Genomic DNA, 15,521 nt, shown 5'->3' on the forward strand with positions numbered 1-15,521 from the left:
TTACGGTCGGCTACCAGGGCCAGGGGAGGGCGGGTATATTCCCCCTCGTCGCGTCACACCCGACGATCACTGCATGCGAAGCGCCCCCGGTAGCAACACCGCCGGACAAACAAGCCACCCCACAAAGGTGGCTTTTTTGTGCCCGGCGTTTGGCCAGGCCAACAAAAAGGGCGCCGTTTCGGGCGCCCTTTGTCATTGCACAGCGATCAGCTGCCACTCTGTACAGCGCGGGTGGTACTCCGGCGCGTGGGACCGAACGCGGTCGTTGAACACCTCCGGGCTGTTCCCGTACCTGGGGAAGCCCCGGCACACGTTCGGCCTGTCCAGGTACGCGCCACAGCCCGTCGGCGTCAGCTGCTTGCACACCCAGTAGGACTTGGCCGTTTTGACCATCGTCGTGGCGATGTAGGGGTTACGCTTCTTCGCCCGGCGCCAGCTGATCGGCTTCCAGTTGGCCGCGACAAACTGGACGTCGCCCCACACGCCGCGCAGGGCCGCTTTGCGGAGGTTGTGGCGCTTGCTATGCAGGCCGATCGCCTGGCAGCAGGCGGTGCACCGCGCACCGTCGATCACGCACGCAGCCATCACCACACCCCCTTGGTCTTGGCGATCTGGTCGGCCCAGCGCTCGACCACAAACTCACGGCTCGCCACCTCGCTGGACCAGAACAGCACAGGAGCGGTCAGCAGGTACCAGAGGACGGTCAACCAGGTGCTGTCGACGATCGAGGAGACGGCCAGGGTGGAGGTGAACACGGCCGCTTCGGCCAGGTAGGTGTAGCGCGTGCGGCGAGAGGCCCAGGTGATCAGCGGGGCGAGCACTTCATGGTCGCGCACCGGGAGGAGGACAGACACGACATGCCCGTCGGCGTCGCGGGTGATCTTGATGGTGTTCGGGGGCTGCATGGGGAAGGCGTCCGGGGGCGGAAAGGGACGCCTATTTTACGGCCGCTGGCGGGCCCTCCAGTTGCGCCAGGCGGCGCCCACGGCAAAGGCCCCAGCAAGCGCAAGACTGCCAGAGGCCACAAGGACAAAGAGCAGGCCGCCAAGCACGCCACGGTGGCGCCGTAGGCGGCGCAGCGCAGGCATCATTGCAATGCCTGCGAGCAGAAGTCCGGGTGAACGTGGATGACTTGGCGCGGAATGGTGAACAGCTGGGCTTCCAGGCCTTCGCGGCATTCGTACAGCTCCTGGAGGCGCTGCAGCTGCCAGATTCGAGCATTGATCCGCAGCAGCGAGCGGCCGGTCTTGGCGGCAAAGTTACGTGCGGCCTGGTCGGCATCATCCATCTTATAGCGCGGCACACCGGTCAGCAGGTCAGGCAGCAGGGCTACCGACGGGGCAGCAGGCGAACCCAGCAGCACCAGGCCACGGTCAGGGTCGGAGGGCTCGACCAGGATGTAGGGGGCTTCGGCCGTGGCCGGGCTTCCAGGGTTGATCGCGCTGTCCAGGGCGGCAATGGCCTTGTCCAGGATGGCGATGGTGTGGCGCACATAACGCTCTTGCGACGCTTGCGACATAAGGGGGACTCCAGGGTGTTCGTTGTTCGTTGTTAGGCGGCGGGTGCAAGAGGCTCTTGCTCGGCGATCAGGTCGTCGAGTGAGGCCAGGGCCTGGCGGCTTTCCACCAGGCGGGCGCGCTGCCAGTCGAGCGCCAGCACAGCGACCAGCTCCGACTCGCCCTGTTCGACCATGGCGGCCGCCAACTGTTCGGCGTCTTCCAGGTTAAAGCGGGCAACATCGGTGAGCAGGTCGGAGGCGGCGCAGACCATCCACTCACCGTCGGCGCGGGAGAGGCAATGGGACTGGCAGTCGGCCAGGGACAGGATGTAGGGCTTACCGGTCAGGCAGGTCCCGGAGTGCTCCAGGGCGGAGGACAAGGTCTTGATCGCGGCGGCCATTTGCGTGCGGGCCTTGCGCAGGTATTCGAGCTGGGACATTTGGTGGCACTCCATGTTCGTTGTGCAAAGCAGCGAGCTAGACCGGCGGGGGCAGCCGGGGGTGTTCGGACCAGCAAAAACGGCATTTTGCATCCTGCAATTCTGCGCGGGGGCGCGCAGGGCCGTACTGATACCCGCTAAGGACCGATAGAGCAAGTCAATTTGCGGGTAATTCGTCTCAAACGTTGGTACTGGGTATCAGTTTAGTAGGCCTTGCCGAAGCGTCTAGCACGAAAGCCCGATCCAGTATGGCCTGGTTCGGGCGGGGCATTCGGTAGGGCGGCGCGGGGTGGTAAGGCCCGCGCGCATTGAGGCTAAAGCGTTAACTGGTTGGGTACAAAGTACCCAGCCAGCGAAGCCGATGCAAGTGAACAAATGGTTAAAGTCGTTTCCTTAACACATCTTTACGCAATCGTTACAGCCGAGGCCGCTCGCGCAGCCGCTGTAGGATGAAGGTTGCAGCCCGATCCTGGCCAACCGCAGCCAAAGCGTCGATTGCCTGGATAACCGCCAGCATCGGCTCGGGCATAGCGCGCTTCTGGTAGAGCACCGAGCGCACCAGGTCGAGCGAGTAGCCCGTCACTTTGCCGACCTCGTTGTGCTGGAGCCGATGACGGCGCAGGAAATCCTGCAAGACCACATGATCAGCCACGGGGTACCTCCTGGGATCGTTGAGACAAATAGGCTTCGACGCCGGCAAGCACCTCGGGGGCACTACCGTTGCGCACCAGGGCGCGCAGTAGAGCGTCGCAGCGGTCCAGGCGCCCCAGCAGGACCGGGAGCGAGGCCGCCAGCGTCCGGGCGTCCTCATGCGCCGCCAGGAGCGTGTGCAGCTCCCCAGCGGGCACCAGGACGTCGCCCGCATCGTCAGCCATTCCGCGCAACACCTCGATATGGTGCGGCGGGAGGAGGATGGCGGGCGTCATTGCAGGATGTGCTCGGGGTTGACCCCCAGCAGCGAGGCCGCCGCCAGGACGTTCTCCAGCGACGGCCGGGAGCCGCGCGTGGTGCGCGCGATCCCCTCCAGGCGCTTAGTCAGGCGCACGATGGCCAGGGCGCAGCGGATCTCCGACTTGTACGCGGCCTCCGAGGCCCACAGGCGCCCCTGCGCGGCGCCCTTGGTGTTGATCCCGTCGGCGATCTGGAACTGGCGGCCCATGGTGTCGCGGATGTATTGGCGGCCCACCTCGGCGATCAGCACCGGCTTACCGCCCGTTTGCGTGCCGAACACGCCTGGCTGGTAGTGGGCGCGATCGCCCGGTTTCAGGGACAGCGGGAAGGGAGCAGGAGCGGTCATGGCGGTCACTCTTTGGCGGCTTGTTGGAGGGCCGCTGACACGACGTCAGCGGCGTTCTGGTTCATTTCGTCATGGGACTGCGAGCAGGCGAGCGCCACCCGCAGGAACGAGCGCACATGCATCCGCCACAGCGACACCGGCATGACGATCACCGGCGGCAGATCCGCTTGGAAGCACGCCACCATCGCGGCCTTGGCCTCGGCCATGGAGTCGAAGCGACGGCGCCCCTTGAGGGACGGGCAGAGGTTGCCGAGCTTCGGGCCACCGGACATCGACACAACACCGATGGCGCAATGCGAGGTCAGCACCACGACGAACTTGTCGGCGTGCAGGTCGGCGGCGTCGGCGGCCAGCAGGGCGCGGTTGACCTGGTGCAGGTCCTCCGCAGTGCAAGGGAACCCGGGCAGGATCGGGGACAGGGAATCAATCATGGGGGCAACTCCTCGGGGGCAAGGATTAAGGGCAGGCAGCCAGGCGCACCTGGCGGATACGCACCTGCAGGTCGGCGGCCTGTTTGATCAGGTCGGTGAGCAGCAGGGACAACACGGGGTGGTCATTGGAGGCCTGGCGCTGAGCGTGGGTGACTTCGGCCACGGTCTTGATGGCGGCCTTTTCGGCGGCTTCGAGCAAGCCGCAGCAGAGAAACATTGACTGACTCATGGGGGCGTTTCCTCGTTAGGGAGTAGGTACACTGTACCCACTGTAAAAGACGCTAGCAAGTCAAAAGGTGCGCTTTTATAACCCACAGACATAAGGAACGGCGCGGCCTCCAGTCTCGCCAAACCCGCGCCAGGCCTGCCCCGGGCCCCCTCTCCGCCACTCCGGCCCGGTTTGTGGGGCCGCCAAACCCGCAGGTATAACGACTCCCACTGGAAAAATCCCACAGCACGCCCCCGCAAGGACCCCCGCCCCCATGACTTCCTCCTGGAATAACCAAGAACACCTGCTAGCAAACCCTGCTTTTGGGAAAAGGGTTTGGTATGTTGGTGCGCATGAACACGAAAACATGCCATTACTGCAAACAAGAACGCCCGACCGAGAGCTTCGTATCGCTTCGCAAGTGCGCGGAGTGCGCCGCGACCAGAAAGTGCTACACCTGCGGGCAGCAAAAGCCTATCCAAGACTTCCCGCAAGAGACGTCGAAGGGATGCCGGGAATGCCGGCAGAGCGGCGCTGCACAGAAGAAAAAGGCCGCCCGAGCAGCCGCCGACTACCAGCAAAACAAGGCGGGGATATCCGTCAGAAACAAGGAATGGAAGGCGTCCAATGCGCCGAAATATCAATCGCAGCAGCGCGCCTATCGCAACCAGAAACGGTTAGAGATCCGCGACATGGTCCTGGAGCGCATGGGAGGGAAGTGCGCGTGCTGCGGCGAGAGGGAGCCGCTATTCCTGACCATCGACCATGTGAATGGTGGAGGGGCAATCCATCGCCGGCAGATCGGCAAAACCGATATGTGGAAATGGCTCTACCACAACGACTTCCCGGAGGGATTCCAAATCCTTTGCTTCAACTGCAATGCGGGCAAACACCGCAATGGCGGGAGGTGTCCGCATGAGCAGCTGGCAGAGTCGCATTGTCGGGAGCGGGACTGAGGAGCCAGGCCAGCTTTTAGCGAACCCAAGGAATTGGAGGGTCCACAACGACCTCCAGCGCAGCGCCATCAAGGCCGTGCTCGATGAGGTCGGCTGGGTGCAAAACGTCATCGTCAACCGCCTGACCGGCTACATCGTCGACGGCCACCTGCGCGTGGGCGTGGCCCTGGAGCGCGGCGAGGCCGAGGTGCCGGTGGTTTACGTCGAGCTGAGCGAGGAGGAGGAGGCTTTGATTCTGGCCACCCTCGACCCGATCGGGGGCATGGCCACCACCGACCAGGAGATGCTGAACAGCCTCCTGGCCGAGGTTGAGACGGACAACCCGGCGCTCCAGGCGCTGATCGACAGCCTCGTCGTCGACGCCGAGGGCCCGCTGGAGGAAACCGAGGAGCAGGGTCTAACCGACGACGACGACGTCCCGGGCGAGCGCGAGGAGACGGTCAGCCGCCAGGGCGACCTGTGGATTTTGGGCGAGCACCGCCTGCACGTCGGCGACAGCACCAGCGTCCAGGCCCTGGGCTACCTGATGCAGGGCGACCAGGCCGACCTGGTGTGGACCGACCCGCCGTACAACGTCGCCTACGAGACGAAGGCCGGCAGCATCCAGAACGACGACATGAGCGACCAGCAGTTCTATGAGTTCCTGCTGGGCTTCTACCAGGCCGCGATCGCCGTCACCCGCCCAGGCGGCGCCGTCTACATCGCCCACGCCGACAGCGAGGGCCTGAACTTCCGCCGGGCCATGATCGACGCCGGCTGGCTGCTCAAGCAGAACCTGATATGGGTCAAGTCCAGCGCCACCCTGAGCCGCCAGGACTACAACTGGCGCCACGAACCCATCCTGTACGGCTGGAAGCCAGGCGCCGCGCACTACTACTGCCAGGACTTCACGCAGACCACCGTCGTCGACGACACCAAGGACCTCAAGGCCCTGAGCCGTGGCCAGCTCGAAACCCTGTGCCAGGAGCTGCTCGACCAGGTCATCACCAGCGTCGTGTACGAGGACAAGCCGAGCCGATCGGAGCTGCACCCGACCATGAAGCCGGTGAAGTTGGTGCAGCGCTTCGTCGCCAACAGCAGCAAGCGCGGCGAGATCGTCCTGGACACCTTCGGCGGCAGCGGCACCACCCTGATCGCCTGCCAGAAGATCGGCCGCCGGGCCCGCCTGAACGAGCTGGACGAGAAGTACGCCGACATCATCATCCGCCGGTGGCAGGACTGGACCGGCATGGTGGCCGTCCACTTCGAGGAGCAAAAGCAGTTCTCCCAGGTTGAGGCCGAGCGCCTCGGCAAGTCCCGCGCCAGCAAAGGAGTGACCGCATGACGAAAAAGAGCCGCACCCGCCCCGACCAGCTCCTGGCCCAGGAGCGCAAGCGTAAGGCCTTCGCCTTGCGCAAGGGCGGCGCCAGTTACACCGAGATCGCCGACGCCCTGGGCATCAGCGTCTCGACCGCCCACGGCTACGTCAGCGAGCTGCTCAAGCAGCTGGGCGAGGCCACCCAGGAAGACGCCCAGGTGGTCAAGCAGCTGGAGCTGATGCGCCTGGACCAAATGTGGATGGCGCTGGAAGGGCAGATCCGCAAAGGCCACCTGCAGGCGATCGACAAGGGCCTCAAGGTCATGGACCGCCGGGCCAAGTACCTGGGCCTCGACAGCCCGATCAAGGCCGCCATCACCGACCCGGACGGCGAGCCAGGCGCCCTGAGCATCGTCGGCGCCGGCCTGGCGTCGCTGCTCAAGGCCGCCGAGAACACCGCCAAGGCGATGGGAGCGGGGAAAGCGTAAGGAATGGCCAGCGCCAAGGCACAGATGCCGCCGGTGCGAGAGGAGGAGCTGCACGCATACCTAACCCTCCGCAGACAATGGGCAGAAGATCCCGTGCGCTACGCCGTAGAGCGCCTGGGCCTTCGCCCCACCTGGCAGCAGAAGAAACTATTCGAGGCATTGGCACCCGAGGGGGCCAAGGTTTCGTGCCGCGCAGGCCACGGTATCGGCAAGTCGGGCTGCACCAGCGGCGCCGCCCTGTGGTTCCTGGAAACCCGGGATTACGCCAAGATCCCCTGCACCGCGCCCACCAGCCACCAGCTGCGCGACGTGCTGTGGGCCGAGATCGGCAAGTGGGCGCGAAAGAGCGCCGACGTCAGCCTCAAGCGCGGCGATCACCCGCGTTTCTGGCTTACCAACCTGTTCACCTTCACCAAGGACCGCATCTACGACACCAGCGCCGCGTCGGAATGGTTCGCGGTGGCGCGCACCAGCGGACGGGACAACCCCGACGCCCTCCAGGGCTTCCACGCCTCCGACCTGGAGATCAGCGAGGACGGCATGGGCGTCGTCGGCGACGAGCACGGCGAAGGCAAGATCTTCTTCATCATCGACGAGGCGTCGGGCGTCTTTGAAAAGGTGTTCGAGGTCGCCGAGGGCGCGCTGTCCAGCCACGGCGCCCGCCTGCTGATGCTGGGCAACCCGACCAGGACCTCGGGCTACTTCCACATGAGCCACCACCACGGCCGGTCGGAATTCACCTGCCTGCACTTCAGCTCGGCCGAGAGCCCGCTGGTTTCGAGCGACTACCGCGCCGGCCTGGTCCGCAAGTACGGCGAGGGCAGCAACGTGGTCCGCGTCCGCTGTGACGGCGAGTTCCCGAAGCAAGACGACGACACGCTGATCCCGCTCGAGCACTGCGAGCCCTGCATCACCCGCGAGCCATACGACGACACCGGCGAGATCCGCATCGGCGCCGACGTCGCCCGCTTCGGTAACGACCGGGTGGTGCTGACCGTTCGCCAGGAACGCAACCTGCTGCACGCCGAGATTCACGCCAAGCAGGACACCATGACCACGGCCGGCATGATCGTGAACCTGGCCAACAGCTTCGGCGCCCGTAAGGTGTTCGTCGACGTCGTCGGCCTCGGCGCCGGCGTGGTCGACCGCCTGCGCGAGATCCGCAAAGAGGGCAAGGTCAAGGCGCAGATCATCGAGGTCAACGTCGCCCAGGCCTCGCCCAAGCGCTTCAACCCCTACGAGGATGGCGAGGAGAGCGTCGAGGCCCAGGGCTTCCGCCTGCGCGACTACCTGTGGCTAGAGGGCGCCCGCTGGATCGCCCAGGAAAAGCCGTCGTTCTCGATGATCGACAACGAGATTGCCCAGGACCTGGCCGCCGAGCTGGCCACGGTCAAGTACAGCATCGACTCCAGCGGCCGCCTGCTGGCCGAGTCGAAAGACGAAATGAAGAAACGCCTGGGGCACAGCCCCGACATCGCCGACTCCCTCTTACTGACGTTCGCCCCCGAAGGCGTCGATGACCACGTTCTGGCCGCCATTGGCCTGGAACGAGAATCCCCCTGGAGCTAGATATGACCGAACCAGCCGTCGCCAAGATCCTCGACGCCACCGAGGAACCCACCGAAGACATCCGCAAGTTTGCCCCGGAGGAGGTCGGCAGCACCGGTCTCAAGCACGCCAGCGGCTACGTCAACGAGGAGTTCCTGCCCGAGCTGAAAGGCCGCAAGGGCATGCGCGTGTACCGCCAGATGGCCGACAACGACCCCGTCGTCGGGGCAATGCTGTTTGCCATCAACATGCTGATCCGGCAGAGCGATTGGAGCATGCAGCCGGCCGACGACACCGAAAAGGCCCAGGAAATGGCCGACCTGGCCGCCGGAATGCTGTTTGAGGACATGGAGAGCACCTGGGAGGACACCTTGACGGAAATCCTCACCATGCTGCCGTTTGGTTTCGCCCCGATGGAGGTGCCCCTCAAGCGCCGCAAGGGCCGCGACCACAAGGACCCGGGCCAGCGGTCCAACTTCGACGACGGGTACTGGGGTATCCGCAAGATGGCGCTCCGGGCCCAGGAAACCGTCGAGCGCTGGGAGATCGCCGAGAACGGCGACATCCTCGGCCTGTACCAGCAGCCCGAGAACGGCTCGCAGGTGTTCATCCCGATCGAGAACATGCTGCTGTTCCGCACGCAGAGCGTGAAGAACAACCCCGAGGGCCGGTCGATCCTGCGCAGCGCCTACCGCCCGTGGTTCTTCAAGACCCGCATCGAGGAGATCGAGGGCATCGGCATCGAGCGCGACCTGGCCGGCCTGCCGGTGGTCCGCGCCCCGGGCTCGCTGTTCAAGCAGGAAGCCAGCCCCGAGGACAAGCGCACGCTCAGGGCGTACAAGGAACTCGCCCGGGGGATCAAGCGCGACACCAACGAGGGGCTGCTGCTGCCCAACACCCGCGACGAAAAGGGCAACTACCTGTACGAAGTCACTCTGCTGAGCAGCGGCGGCACCCGCCAGTTCGACACCACGGCCATCGTCGACCGTTACGACCGCCGCATCGCCATGACCGTCCTGGCCGATTTCCTGTTCCTGGGGCAGACCGCCGCCGGCAGCTTCGCCCTGTCCAGCGACAAGACCGCGCTGTTTGCCACGGCGATCGGCAGTTTCCTCAAGCAGGTCGCGGCGCCCATCAACCGCATCCTGCTGCCCGAGCTGTGGCGCAAGAACGGCCTGAAATACGAGCTGATGCCCACCCTGGCCCCGGGCGACATCGAGAACCTGGACCTGGACCAGCTGGGCCGCATGCTCACCGCCATGACCGGCTCCGGGGCGCAGCTGTTCCCCGACCGCGAGCTGGAGAACGCCCTGCGCAGCCGCATGGGCCTGCCCGAGGCGCCCGAGGACACCGACCAGGACACCGTCGAGCGCGACGCGCGCCTGTACGGCGAGGAGGGCCAACCCGGGGCCAAGGCACCGGCTGGCCAGGAAAAGGCCCCACAGGCCCCTGCCAAGCCCGTCAAACCAGAACCGGCCGAGGCCTAAGCCATGTGGGTATTCAACCGGCCGGCAGCACCGGCCACACGCATCGAGAAGGCCGCCGGCGGGCGTGAGGCGGCGATCGCCGACGCCCTCGACGCCCTGGCCAAGCGCTTCGAGGGGCCACTGGCCGACGCCGTAGAGGCCGCGTATGCGCGCCTGTACCGCAAGACCGACCTCGAGGCGCTGGAAGTGGCCATCGCCACCGGCGACCTGGCCGCCGTCTTCGAGGCCCTGGGCATGGGCGACCCCAGCGACTACCTGGTCGAGGCCCGCCAGGCCCTGCGCCAGGCCGTCGTCACCGGCGCCCAGGGTGAGGCACCGCGGATCGGCGCAATGGCGTCCCTGGCCACGATTTACGGCGCCGGCACCGGCGTCGGCCGGGCCACCATCGGCCGGGGCGCCCTGCGCGCGATCGAGCACGCCGTCGGCGAGATCGAGGACGCCTACATCGAGACGCTGCGCGACCTGGCCAAGCCCGGGGCCGCTTTACCAAAACCCGTCCAGGCTTTACCAAAACCGGCCCTGGCTTTACCAAATGGCGGCAACGCTTTACCACCAGGTGGTAACGGGCCAGGCGGCGGGGGCGGGGATGATGGCTTTACACCAGGTGGAAAGCCGGACTTCAAGCCCAAGGCCGCCGTCTTCCAGTTCGACGCCCTGAACCCCAAGGTGACCAGCTTCCTGGACAAGTACGAGCTGGACCTGATCGTCGAGATCGACGACAAGGCCCGGGAAGGCATCCGCCACGTCGTCAACCAGGGGCTCAAGAACGGCGCCAACCCCCGCGACACCGCGCGCGACGTGCGCCAGATCGTCGGCCTCACCGAGCGCCAGGCCGCTGCCGTGGGCGCCTTCCGCAAGCAGCTGCAGACGTTCCATGAGAAGAAAAGCGCCAGCCGCATGAACCTGGGCGGCAAGGTCAGCCGGGCCGCCGGCGGGGCGCAGACGTTCGCCGTCGACGGCTCCGGCAAGCCCCTGGACGGTATCTTCGACCGGCGCCTGCGTGACTTCCGGTACGACAAGACCCTGCAAGCGGCCATGGACACCGGCAAGCCCCTGACGCCGGAGCAGATCGACAAGATGGTCGAGGCCTACTCGCGCAAGTACCGCCGGTACCGGAGCGAGATGATCGCTCGCACCGAGAGCCTGCGCGCCACCAACGCCGGCATCCTGGCCAGCTGGCAGCAGGCCGCACAGGCCGGCCTTGTGGACGAGGAGGCTATGCGGAAAACTTGGCTCACTGCCAAAGACGAGCGCACCTGTCCCATCTGCCTGCCCATGCCGGCGCTGAACAGGGGCGCCGAAGGCTATGGCATCCACATCAACGTTCAATTCAACACCGGCCACGGCTACGGCGTGCAGATGCCCCCGCTGCACCCCGCCTGCCGTTGCACGATTTTCATCCGATACGTACCGGCCGCACTTGCGGCATGAGGGGGAGCCAATGGCGTCTGTCGCCGAACTGCTGGAACGCTTAGAAGCCGTCACCAAGGGGGCTAAACAGCCCCGATTCCCCAAGGGCAGCCCCAAGGGTGGCCAGTTCAAGCCCAAGGGCGGCGGGGGCGGCTTCGGCTCCGGCCCCGTGCACACCGCCCAGCAGGCCCTGGCGCAGGCCAAGGAAGCGCTGGGCGCGACCCTGAATGCCGCGCCACACCCCAAGGCAGACGACGCCGGCAACCCCGTCACCGTGCATTTCCCCACCACCCCGAGCCCGCGCGCCACCTGGGTAGACCGCAAGGCGGTGGCCACCTTCGCCCCGGGCAGCTCGGTACCGAAGGCGCTGAACGGCGTCCCGCTCACCCCGTGGACCCCGCCGACCACCAAGGCAGGCTGGAACGCCGTGGCGGGCCAGATGCCGGGCAAAGAGCCGCCCCTGCCGCAGAAGTTCGACTACCAGGGCAACCCCAAGCGCCCCGGCGCCGGCGTGGTCATCCAGGAGCCCGATGGCCGCGTGTGGGTCGTCGAGCCGACCAACCACTTCGGCGGGTATGAGCACACCTTCCCCAAGGGCGGCGCCGAGCCGGGCATCAAGCGCCTGCAGGCCAACGCCATCAAGGAAGCGTGGGAGGAGAGCGGCCTAAAGGTCGAGATCACCGGCATCCTGGGCGATTACGAGGGCGACACCAGCGTCGCGCGGTACTACACCGCCAAGCGCGTGGGCGGCACCCCGGCCGACGCAGGCTGGGAAACCCAGGGCGTGAAGCTGGTACCGCCGATGCAGCTGGGCAAGCACCTCAACCGCATGCGTGACAAGCAGATCGCCATCGACCTGCTGTCCGGGCCGCTGGCCAAGGCCGAAGCCGAGCGCGCCACCCGCATCGCCGACTTCGTCGCCGAGCTGCTCAAGCGCGACGGCAAGGGCAAGGGGAAAGGGAAGGGCGGCAACGCCAAGCAGGCCCGCTACCCGAAGGGCGACCCGCGCGGGGGCCAGTTCAAGCCCAAGGGTGGCGGCGCCATGGCCAGCGCTGCACCAGGTGCTGTGGGAGCGGCCGCCAAGCCCGGGGCCGAGGCCGTCACCGCTGCCCAGGCGATCGCCGGCGCCAAGGCGCAGCTGGGGGCCTTCGCGCCCACCATGCTCACCGGCAAGAACCCCGACAACAGCGCGCTCAAGGCCGCCAACAAGAAAATCCAGGCGATCGCCGCCATGGCCAACGACGGCGATATCGTCGGCCTGCACGCCATCAAGCCCACCGAGCCCGGGAAGGGCGCCAACCCGTACCAAAAGGGCGTGTGGAACGAGTGGCAGAAGGCCGTGGGGCACGCCCAGGGCCTGTCCAGCGCCGGCACCACGCCCGGTACCGGAGGCAAGGCGGCCGCGCGCGGGCCGATGACGCTGGGCGACTTGAAGTACTCCGCGCCCAAGCCCGGCGGCAGCAACCCGGGCGCCATCTACACCGACGCCAGCGGCGCCAAGTGGCTGGTCAAGGGCACCAAGGGCAACCCCGACATGGCGCACAACGAGGTGCTGGCGTCGCGGCTGTACAACGCCGCCGGCGCACACGCCCCGGAAATGCGCCCGGTCGACCTGGGCACCGAGCACGGCGGCGGTACCGGCGTGGCCAGCCGCATGTTGGACGGCCCGCTGGAGAAGGTGAACGCCAGTCCGCAGAACATCAGCCAGGCACAGAAGCACTTCGCCGTCGACGCCTGGCTGGCCAACTGGGACGCCGTCGGCCTGGGCTTCGACAACATCGCCGTCACCGGCAACGGCACGGCCTCGCGCATCGACCCTGGCGGGGCGCTGCTGTACCGCGCCCAGGGCGCTCCCAAGGGCGCCGCGTTCAACAAGCACGCGAACGAGTGGGACACCCTGCGCGACGCTAAGAGCAACCCGCAGTCGGCGGCCGTGTTCGCCGGCATGACCTCCACCCAGCTGGCGCAGAGCGCCGCGCGCCTGGACTCCATCAGCGAAGCCACCATCAAGCAGCTGGTCGACAAGCACGGCCCGGGCGACGCCAAGGCCAAGGCCGAGCTGGCCGACACCCTGATCGCGCGCAAGGAAGCGATCATGCTCAAGGGTTACGAGGCCAACCCCACGGCGTTCAACGAGGCCCTGGTCGCCGGCGGCGGCAGCGCAGTCGGCGCAAAGGCCGCCGCCGCGCAGGCCAAGGCTGCCGCGAAGCCGGCCACCGCCCCAGTGAAGGTCAAGGCCGCCGAGGCTCCGGCCTCCTTTGCCATCCCGCCGGCGCCGACGGGCGCACCTGCCGCGCTGAAATCAAAGGACTTCGAGGGCTCGTCGTACCAAAAGACGATCGGCGTGGCGCACATGGCCGCCATCGAGACGAAGATGAAACAAGGCGGGGCGGCCTCGGCCGAGGCGTACCTTAAGGGCCTGGGCCCGGGGAACAGCGTCACCGAGGCCAACAACCTCAAGACCCTCGCTAACTGGGTGGCCGCGCAGCCCGGGGCGACGCCGGCAGCCGCTGGCGCCAAGGTCAACTCGTCTCAGTGGTGGGCGCAGAAGCACACCGAGCTGAAAGGCATGGCCGGCCAGCCGGCAGACAAGATTCAGTCGTTTATGACCGGCCTGATGGACACCCTGGGCGATCGAGCGGTGGACATGGCCCAGTACGAGTCGATCGGCAACCTGGCCGGCGCCCTGAAACAAGGCGGCGCCGCCCGGGTGAAGGCCACCGCCGCCGTCCAGGCCGCCACCAGCGCCGCCGCAGCGGCCAAGCCGGCAGCCAAAAAGCCCAACTACACCGCCACCGCACCCACCGGGCTCGTCTTCTGGAACAAAACCACCAAGGCGCTCGACGACGCACTCGCCGCCGGCGACACCGAGCACGCACAGAAGATCATCAACGACGTCCAGGACAAGATGAGCACCGCCAAATCGCCCAACAACAAGGCGAATATGGTCAAGTTCATGGCCTACGCGGCCGGGCAGATGCCGACGCCGACCAGTGCTCGAGCAAAGGCCACCGCCGCCGTTGAAAGCGCCACGGCCGCCGCCGTCGCCACCACCAGCGTGCCAAAGGTCGCGCCGGCGATGCCGAGCAAGCCCGCCACGGCGGCGCTGTCGTCGGCCGCCAACCCCAACAAGACCCTGCTGGCCAAGGTCGACCAGGTCGAGGCGATCGGCGCCGGTTTCCACGCCGGTAAGCTATCCAAGGCCGACGCCGAGGCCCAGCTGGCCGCCATCACCTTCGGCAGCAACACCTACGGCAAGAAAGCCGCCGCGTACAAGGCCGACACCCTGGCGGCGATCGGCGGCGCCGACATCACCCCGGCAGCGGTCAAGGCGGCCGCCGGCAAGCCGAAGACCCTGGCAGGGGCCGCCCAGGAAGCCACCGCCGCCGCAGCGGCCGTCAGCGCCAAGGCCAAGGCCGCCACCAAGGGCGCAGTCAAGATCGACCCCAAGCGCCTGACCGAAGCGCCGGACTTCCACAACTGGAACGGCGCCGGCAAGGGGCTGTCGTCGAAGGCGGAGAACAACAAGGCCAACCAGGACGAGGTCGGCGCGATCCACTCCATGGCCGTCGCCGGCAACCTGCAGGCGCTCAAGGCTTACCAGCCGCAGTCGCCGTCGAAGCACGTTGCGAGCTACCTGCAGCAGGTCATCGAGGACGTAAACCTCCAGCTGAATCCGCCGCCACCTCTCAAGTCGATCGACGTCGGCAGCGGCAAGACCATGGCGCAGGCCATCAAGGCCCTGGCCGAGCAGGCCAAGCCGCTGAAAAGCCCCCAGCAGGTCCTGGCCAAGCTGGCGCTGTATCCGGTGCTGGGCAAGGCCGAGGGCGCCAGCCATGCGGCGGTGCCGCAGACCCTCAAGCACGGCGCAGGCCTTACCCAGGGCACCTACGCGGCCCAATCGTCGGCCAACTTTGCCAAGCTGGACTCCACCAAGCAGAACGCCGTGCGCGCCTACACCGGCGCCGCTTACCACGACATCAACGCCAGTTTCCGCTCCGGCAAGCCAAGCAAGCAGGCGCTGGACGCCCACCAGGGCATCCTGGATGCGGGCGTGACGCTCAAGCCCGGCACGGTGCTGAGCCGCAAGGTCAATATGAGCGCGGCCATGGTGGACCAGATCGTCAAGTCGGGATCGGGCAAGATCATCCAGGAATTCGGCATCAGCTCGACCTCGATCAGCCCGAAGGTTTGGGGCGGAAACGTACATTTCCGCATGACCGCCGGCGACGGCGTCAAAGGTCTGTATGCCGGTACCGGATCGAGCACGCCCAAGGGCGAAACCATCAGCAAGCACCCCGGGGAGCTGGAAGTGCTGCTGCCGGCCAACCAGCGGATGGTGGTCACCGCCGTCCACCACGGCGGCCAGAGCGACGGGTATGGCTCCACCAGCCAGATCGTCGTCGACGTGACCCTATTGCCGAACAGTTGAGGCAGATTTGATGGCGCGGCGTGTGGGGC

Annotated in this window: 16 protein-coding genes; 7 read left to right on the forward strand and 9 right to left on the reverse strand. The window is 66.7% G+C overall.

Annotated features, from left to right (window positions below; all coding sequences use genetic code 11):
- Positions 1–192 precede the first annotated feature (192 nt).
- The 9 genes from L1P09_RS26005 to L1P09_RS26045 form a co-directional block, all read right to left on the reverse strand.
- Positions 193–573, reverse strand: coding sequence for a hypothetical protein (locus L1P09_RS26005; RefSeq protein WP_235768992.1), 381 nt, complete (start codon positions 571–573; stop codon positions 193–195).
- A gap of 11 nt (positions 574–584) precedes the next feature.
- Positions 585–854: a hypothetical protein gene (locus tag L1P09_RS26010; protein ID WP_235768993.1), complete on the reverse strand. Its 270-nt coding sequence runs from the start codon at positions 852–854 to the stop codon at positions 585–587.
- A gap of 233 nt (positions 855–1,087) precedes the next feature.
- Entirely contained in the window at positions 1,088–1,519 is a 432-nt protein-coding gene (locus L1P09_RS26015) for a hypothetical protein (RefSeq protein WP_235768994.1), read from the reverse strand.
- A 32-nt stretch (positions 1,520–1,551) separates the two neighbouring features.
- Positions 1,552–1,938 carry a hypothetical protein gene (locus tag L1P09_RS26020; protein WP_235768995.1) on the reverse strand — a complete coding sequence of 129 codons (387 nt, stop codon included), beginning with the start codon at positions 1,936–1,938 and terminating at the stop codon, positions 1,552–1,554.
- 415 nt (positions 1,939–2,353) lie between these two features.
- Positions 2,354–2,590, reverse strand: coding sequence for a hypothetical protein (locus tag L1P09_RS26025; RefSeq protein ID WP_235768996.1), 237 nt, complete (start codon positions 2,588–2,590; stop codon positions 2,354–2,356).
- Entirely contained in the window at positions 2,583–2,864 is a 282-nt protein-coding gene (locus L1P09_RS26030) for a hypothetical protein (protein ID WP_235768997.1), read from the reverse strand. The genes L1P09_RS26025 and L1P09_RS26030 overlap by 8 nt, the downstream gene beginning before the upstream one ends.
- The gene (locus L1P09_RS26035) at positions 2,861–3,235 is read right to left on the reverse strand and encodes a hypothetical protein (RefSeq protein ID WP_235768998.1); all 375 of its coding nucleotides are present in this window, start codon (positions 3,233–3,235) and stop codon (positions 2,861–2,863) included. Before L1P09_RS26035 ends, L1P09_RS26030 begins: the two co-directional genes overlap by 4 nt.
- 5 nt (positions 3,236–3,240) lie before the next feature.
- Entirely contained in the window at positions 3,241–3,666 is a 426-nt protein-coding gene (locus tag L1P09_RS26040) for a hypothetical protein (protein WP_235768999.1), read from the reverse strand.
- Positions 3,667–3,691: 25 nt separating this feature from the next.
- A complete protein-coding gene (locus tag L1P09_RS26045) occupies positions 3,692–3,895 on the reverse strand; it encodes a hypothetical protein (protein WP_235769000.1) in 204 nt (67 codons plus the stop codon).
- Positions 3,896–4,215: 320 nt separating this feature from the next.
- Here L1P09_RS26045 and L1P09_RS26050 point away from each other — a divergent pair, with 320 nt between their 5' ends.
- The 7 genes from L1P09_RS26050 to L1P09_RS26080 all read left to right on the forward strand — a co-directional run bounded on the left by L1P09_RS26050 (position 4,216) and on the right by L1P09_RS26080 (position 15,492).
- A complete protein-coding gene (locus L1P09_RS26050) occupies positions 4,216–4,830 on the forward strand; it encodes an HNH endonuclease (RefSeq protein WP_235769001.1) in 615 nt (204 codons plus the stop codon).
- Between the two features lie 97 nt (positions 4,831–4,927).
- Positions 4,928–6,154: a DNA modification methylase gene (locus L1P09_RS26055; protein WP_235769002.1), complete on the forward strand. Its 1,227-nt coding sequence runs from the start codon at positions 4,928–4,930 to the stop codon at positions 6,152–6,154.
- Positions 6,151–6,615, forward strand: a complete 465-nt coding sequence (locus tag L1P09_RS26060) for a helix-turn-helix domain-containing protein (RefSeq protein ID WP_235769003.1) — start codon at positions 6,151–6,153, stop codon at positions 6,613–6,615. Before L1P09_RS26055 ends, L1P09_RS26060 begins: the two co-directional genes overlap by 4 nt.
- 93 nt (positions 6,616–6,708) lie before the next feature.
- Positions 6,709–8,184: a hypothetical protein gene (locus L1P09_RS26065; RefSeq protein ID WP_235769004.1), complete on the forward strand. Its 1,476-nt coding sequence runs from the start codon at positions 6,709–6,711 to the stop codon at positions 8,182–8,184.
- A 2-nt stretch (positions 8,185–8,186) separates the two neighbouring features.
- A complete protein-coding gene (locus L1P09_RS26070; RefSeq protein ID WP_235769005.1) occupies positions 8,187–9,650 on the forward strand; it encodes a DUF935 domain-containing protein in 1,464 nt (487 codons plus the stop codon).
- A 3-nt stretch (positions 9,651–9,653) separates the two neighbouring features.
- Positions 9,654–11,081, forward strand: a complete 1,428-nt coding sequence (locus L1P09_RS26075) for a phage minor head protein (protein ID WP_235769006.1) — start codon at positions 9,654–9,656, stop codon at positions 11,079–11,081.
- Between the two features lie 10 nt (positions 11,082–11,091).
- Positions 11,092–15,492 carry an NUDIX domain-containing protein gene (locus tag L1P09_RS26080; RefSeq protein WP_235769007.1) on the forward strand — a complete coding sequence of 1,467 codons (4,401 nt, stop codon included), beginning with the start codon at positions 11,092–11,094 and terminating at the stop codon, positions 15,490–15,492.
- The last annotated feature ends 29 nt before the right edge of the window (positions 15,493–15,521 follow it).

This window comes from Pseudomonas juntendi, assembly GCF_021560075.1.
GTDB classification, from domain to species: domain Bacteria; phylum Pseudomonadota; class Gammaproteobacteria; order Pseudomonadales; family Pseudomonadaceae; genus Aquipseudomonas; species Aquipseudomonas juntendi.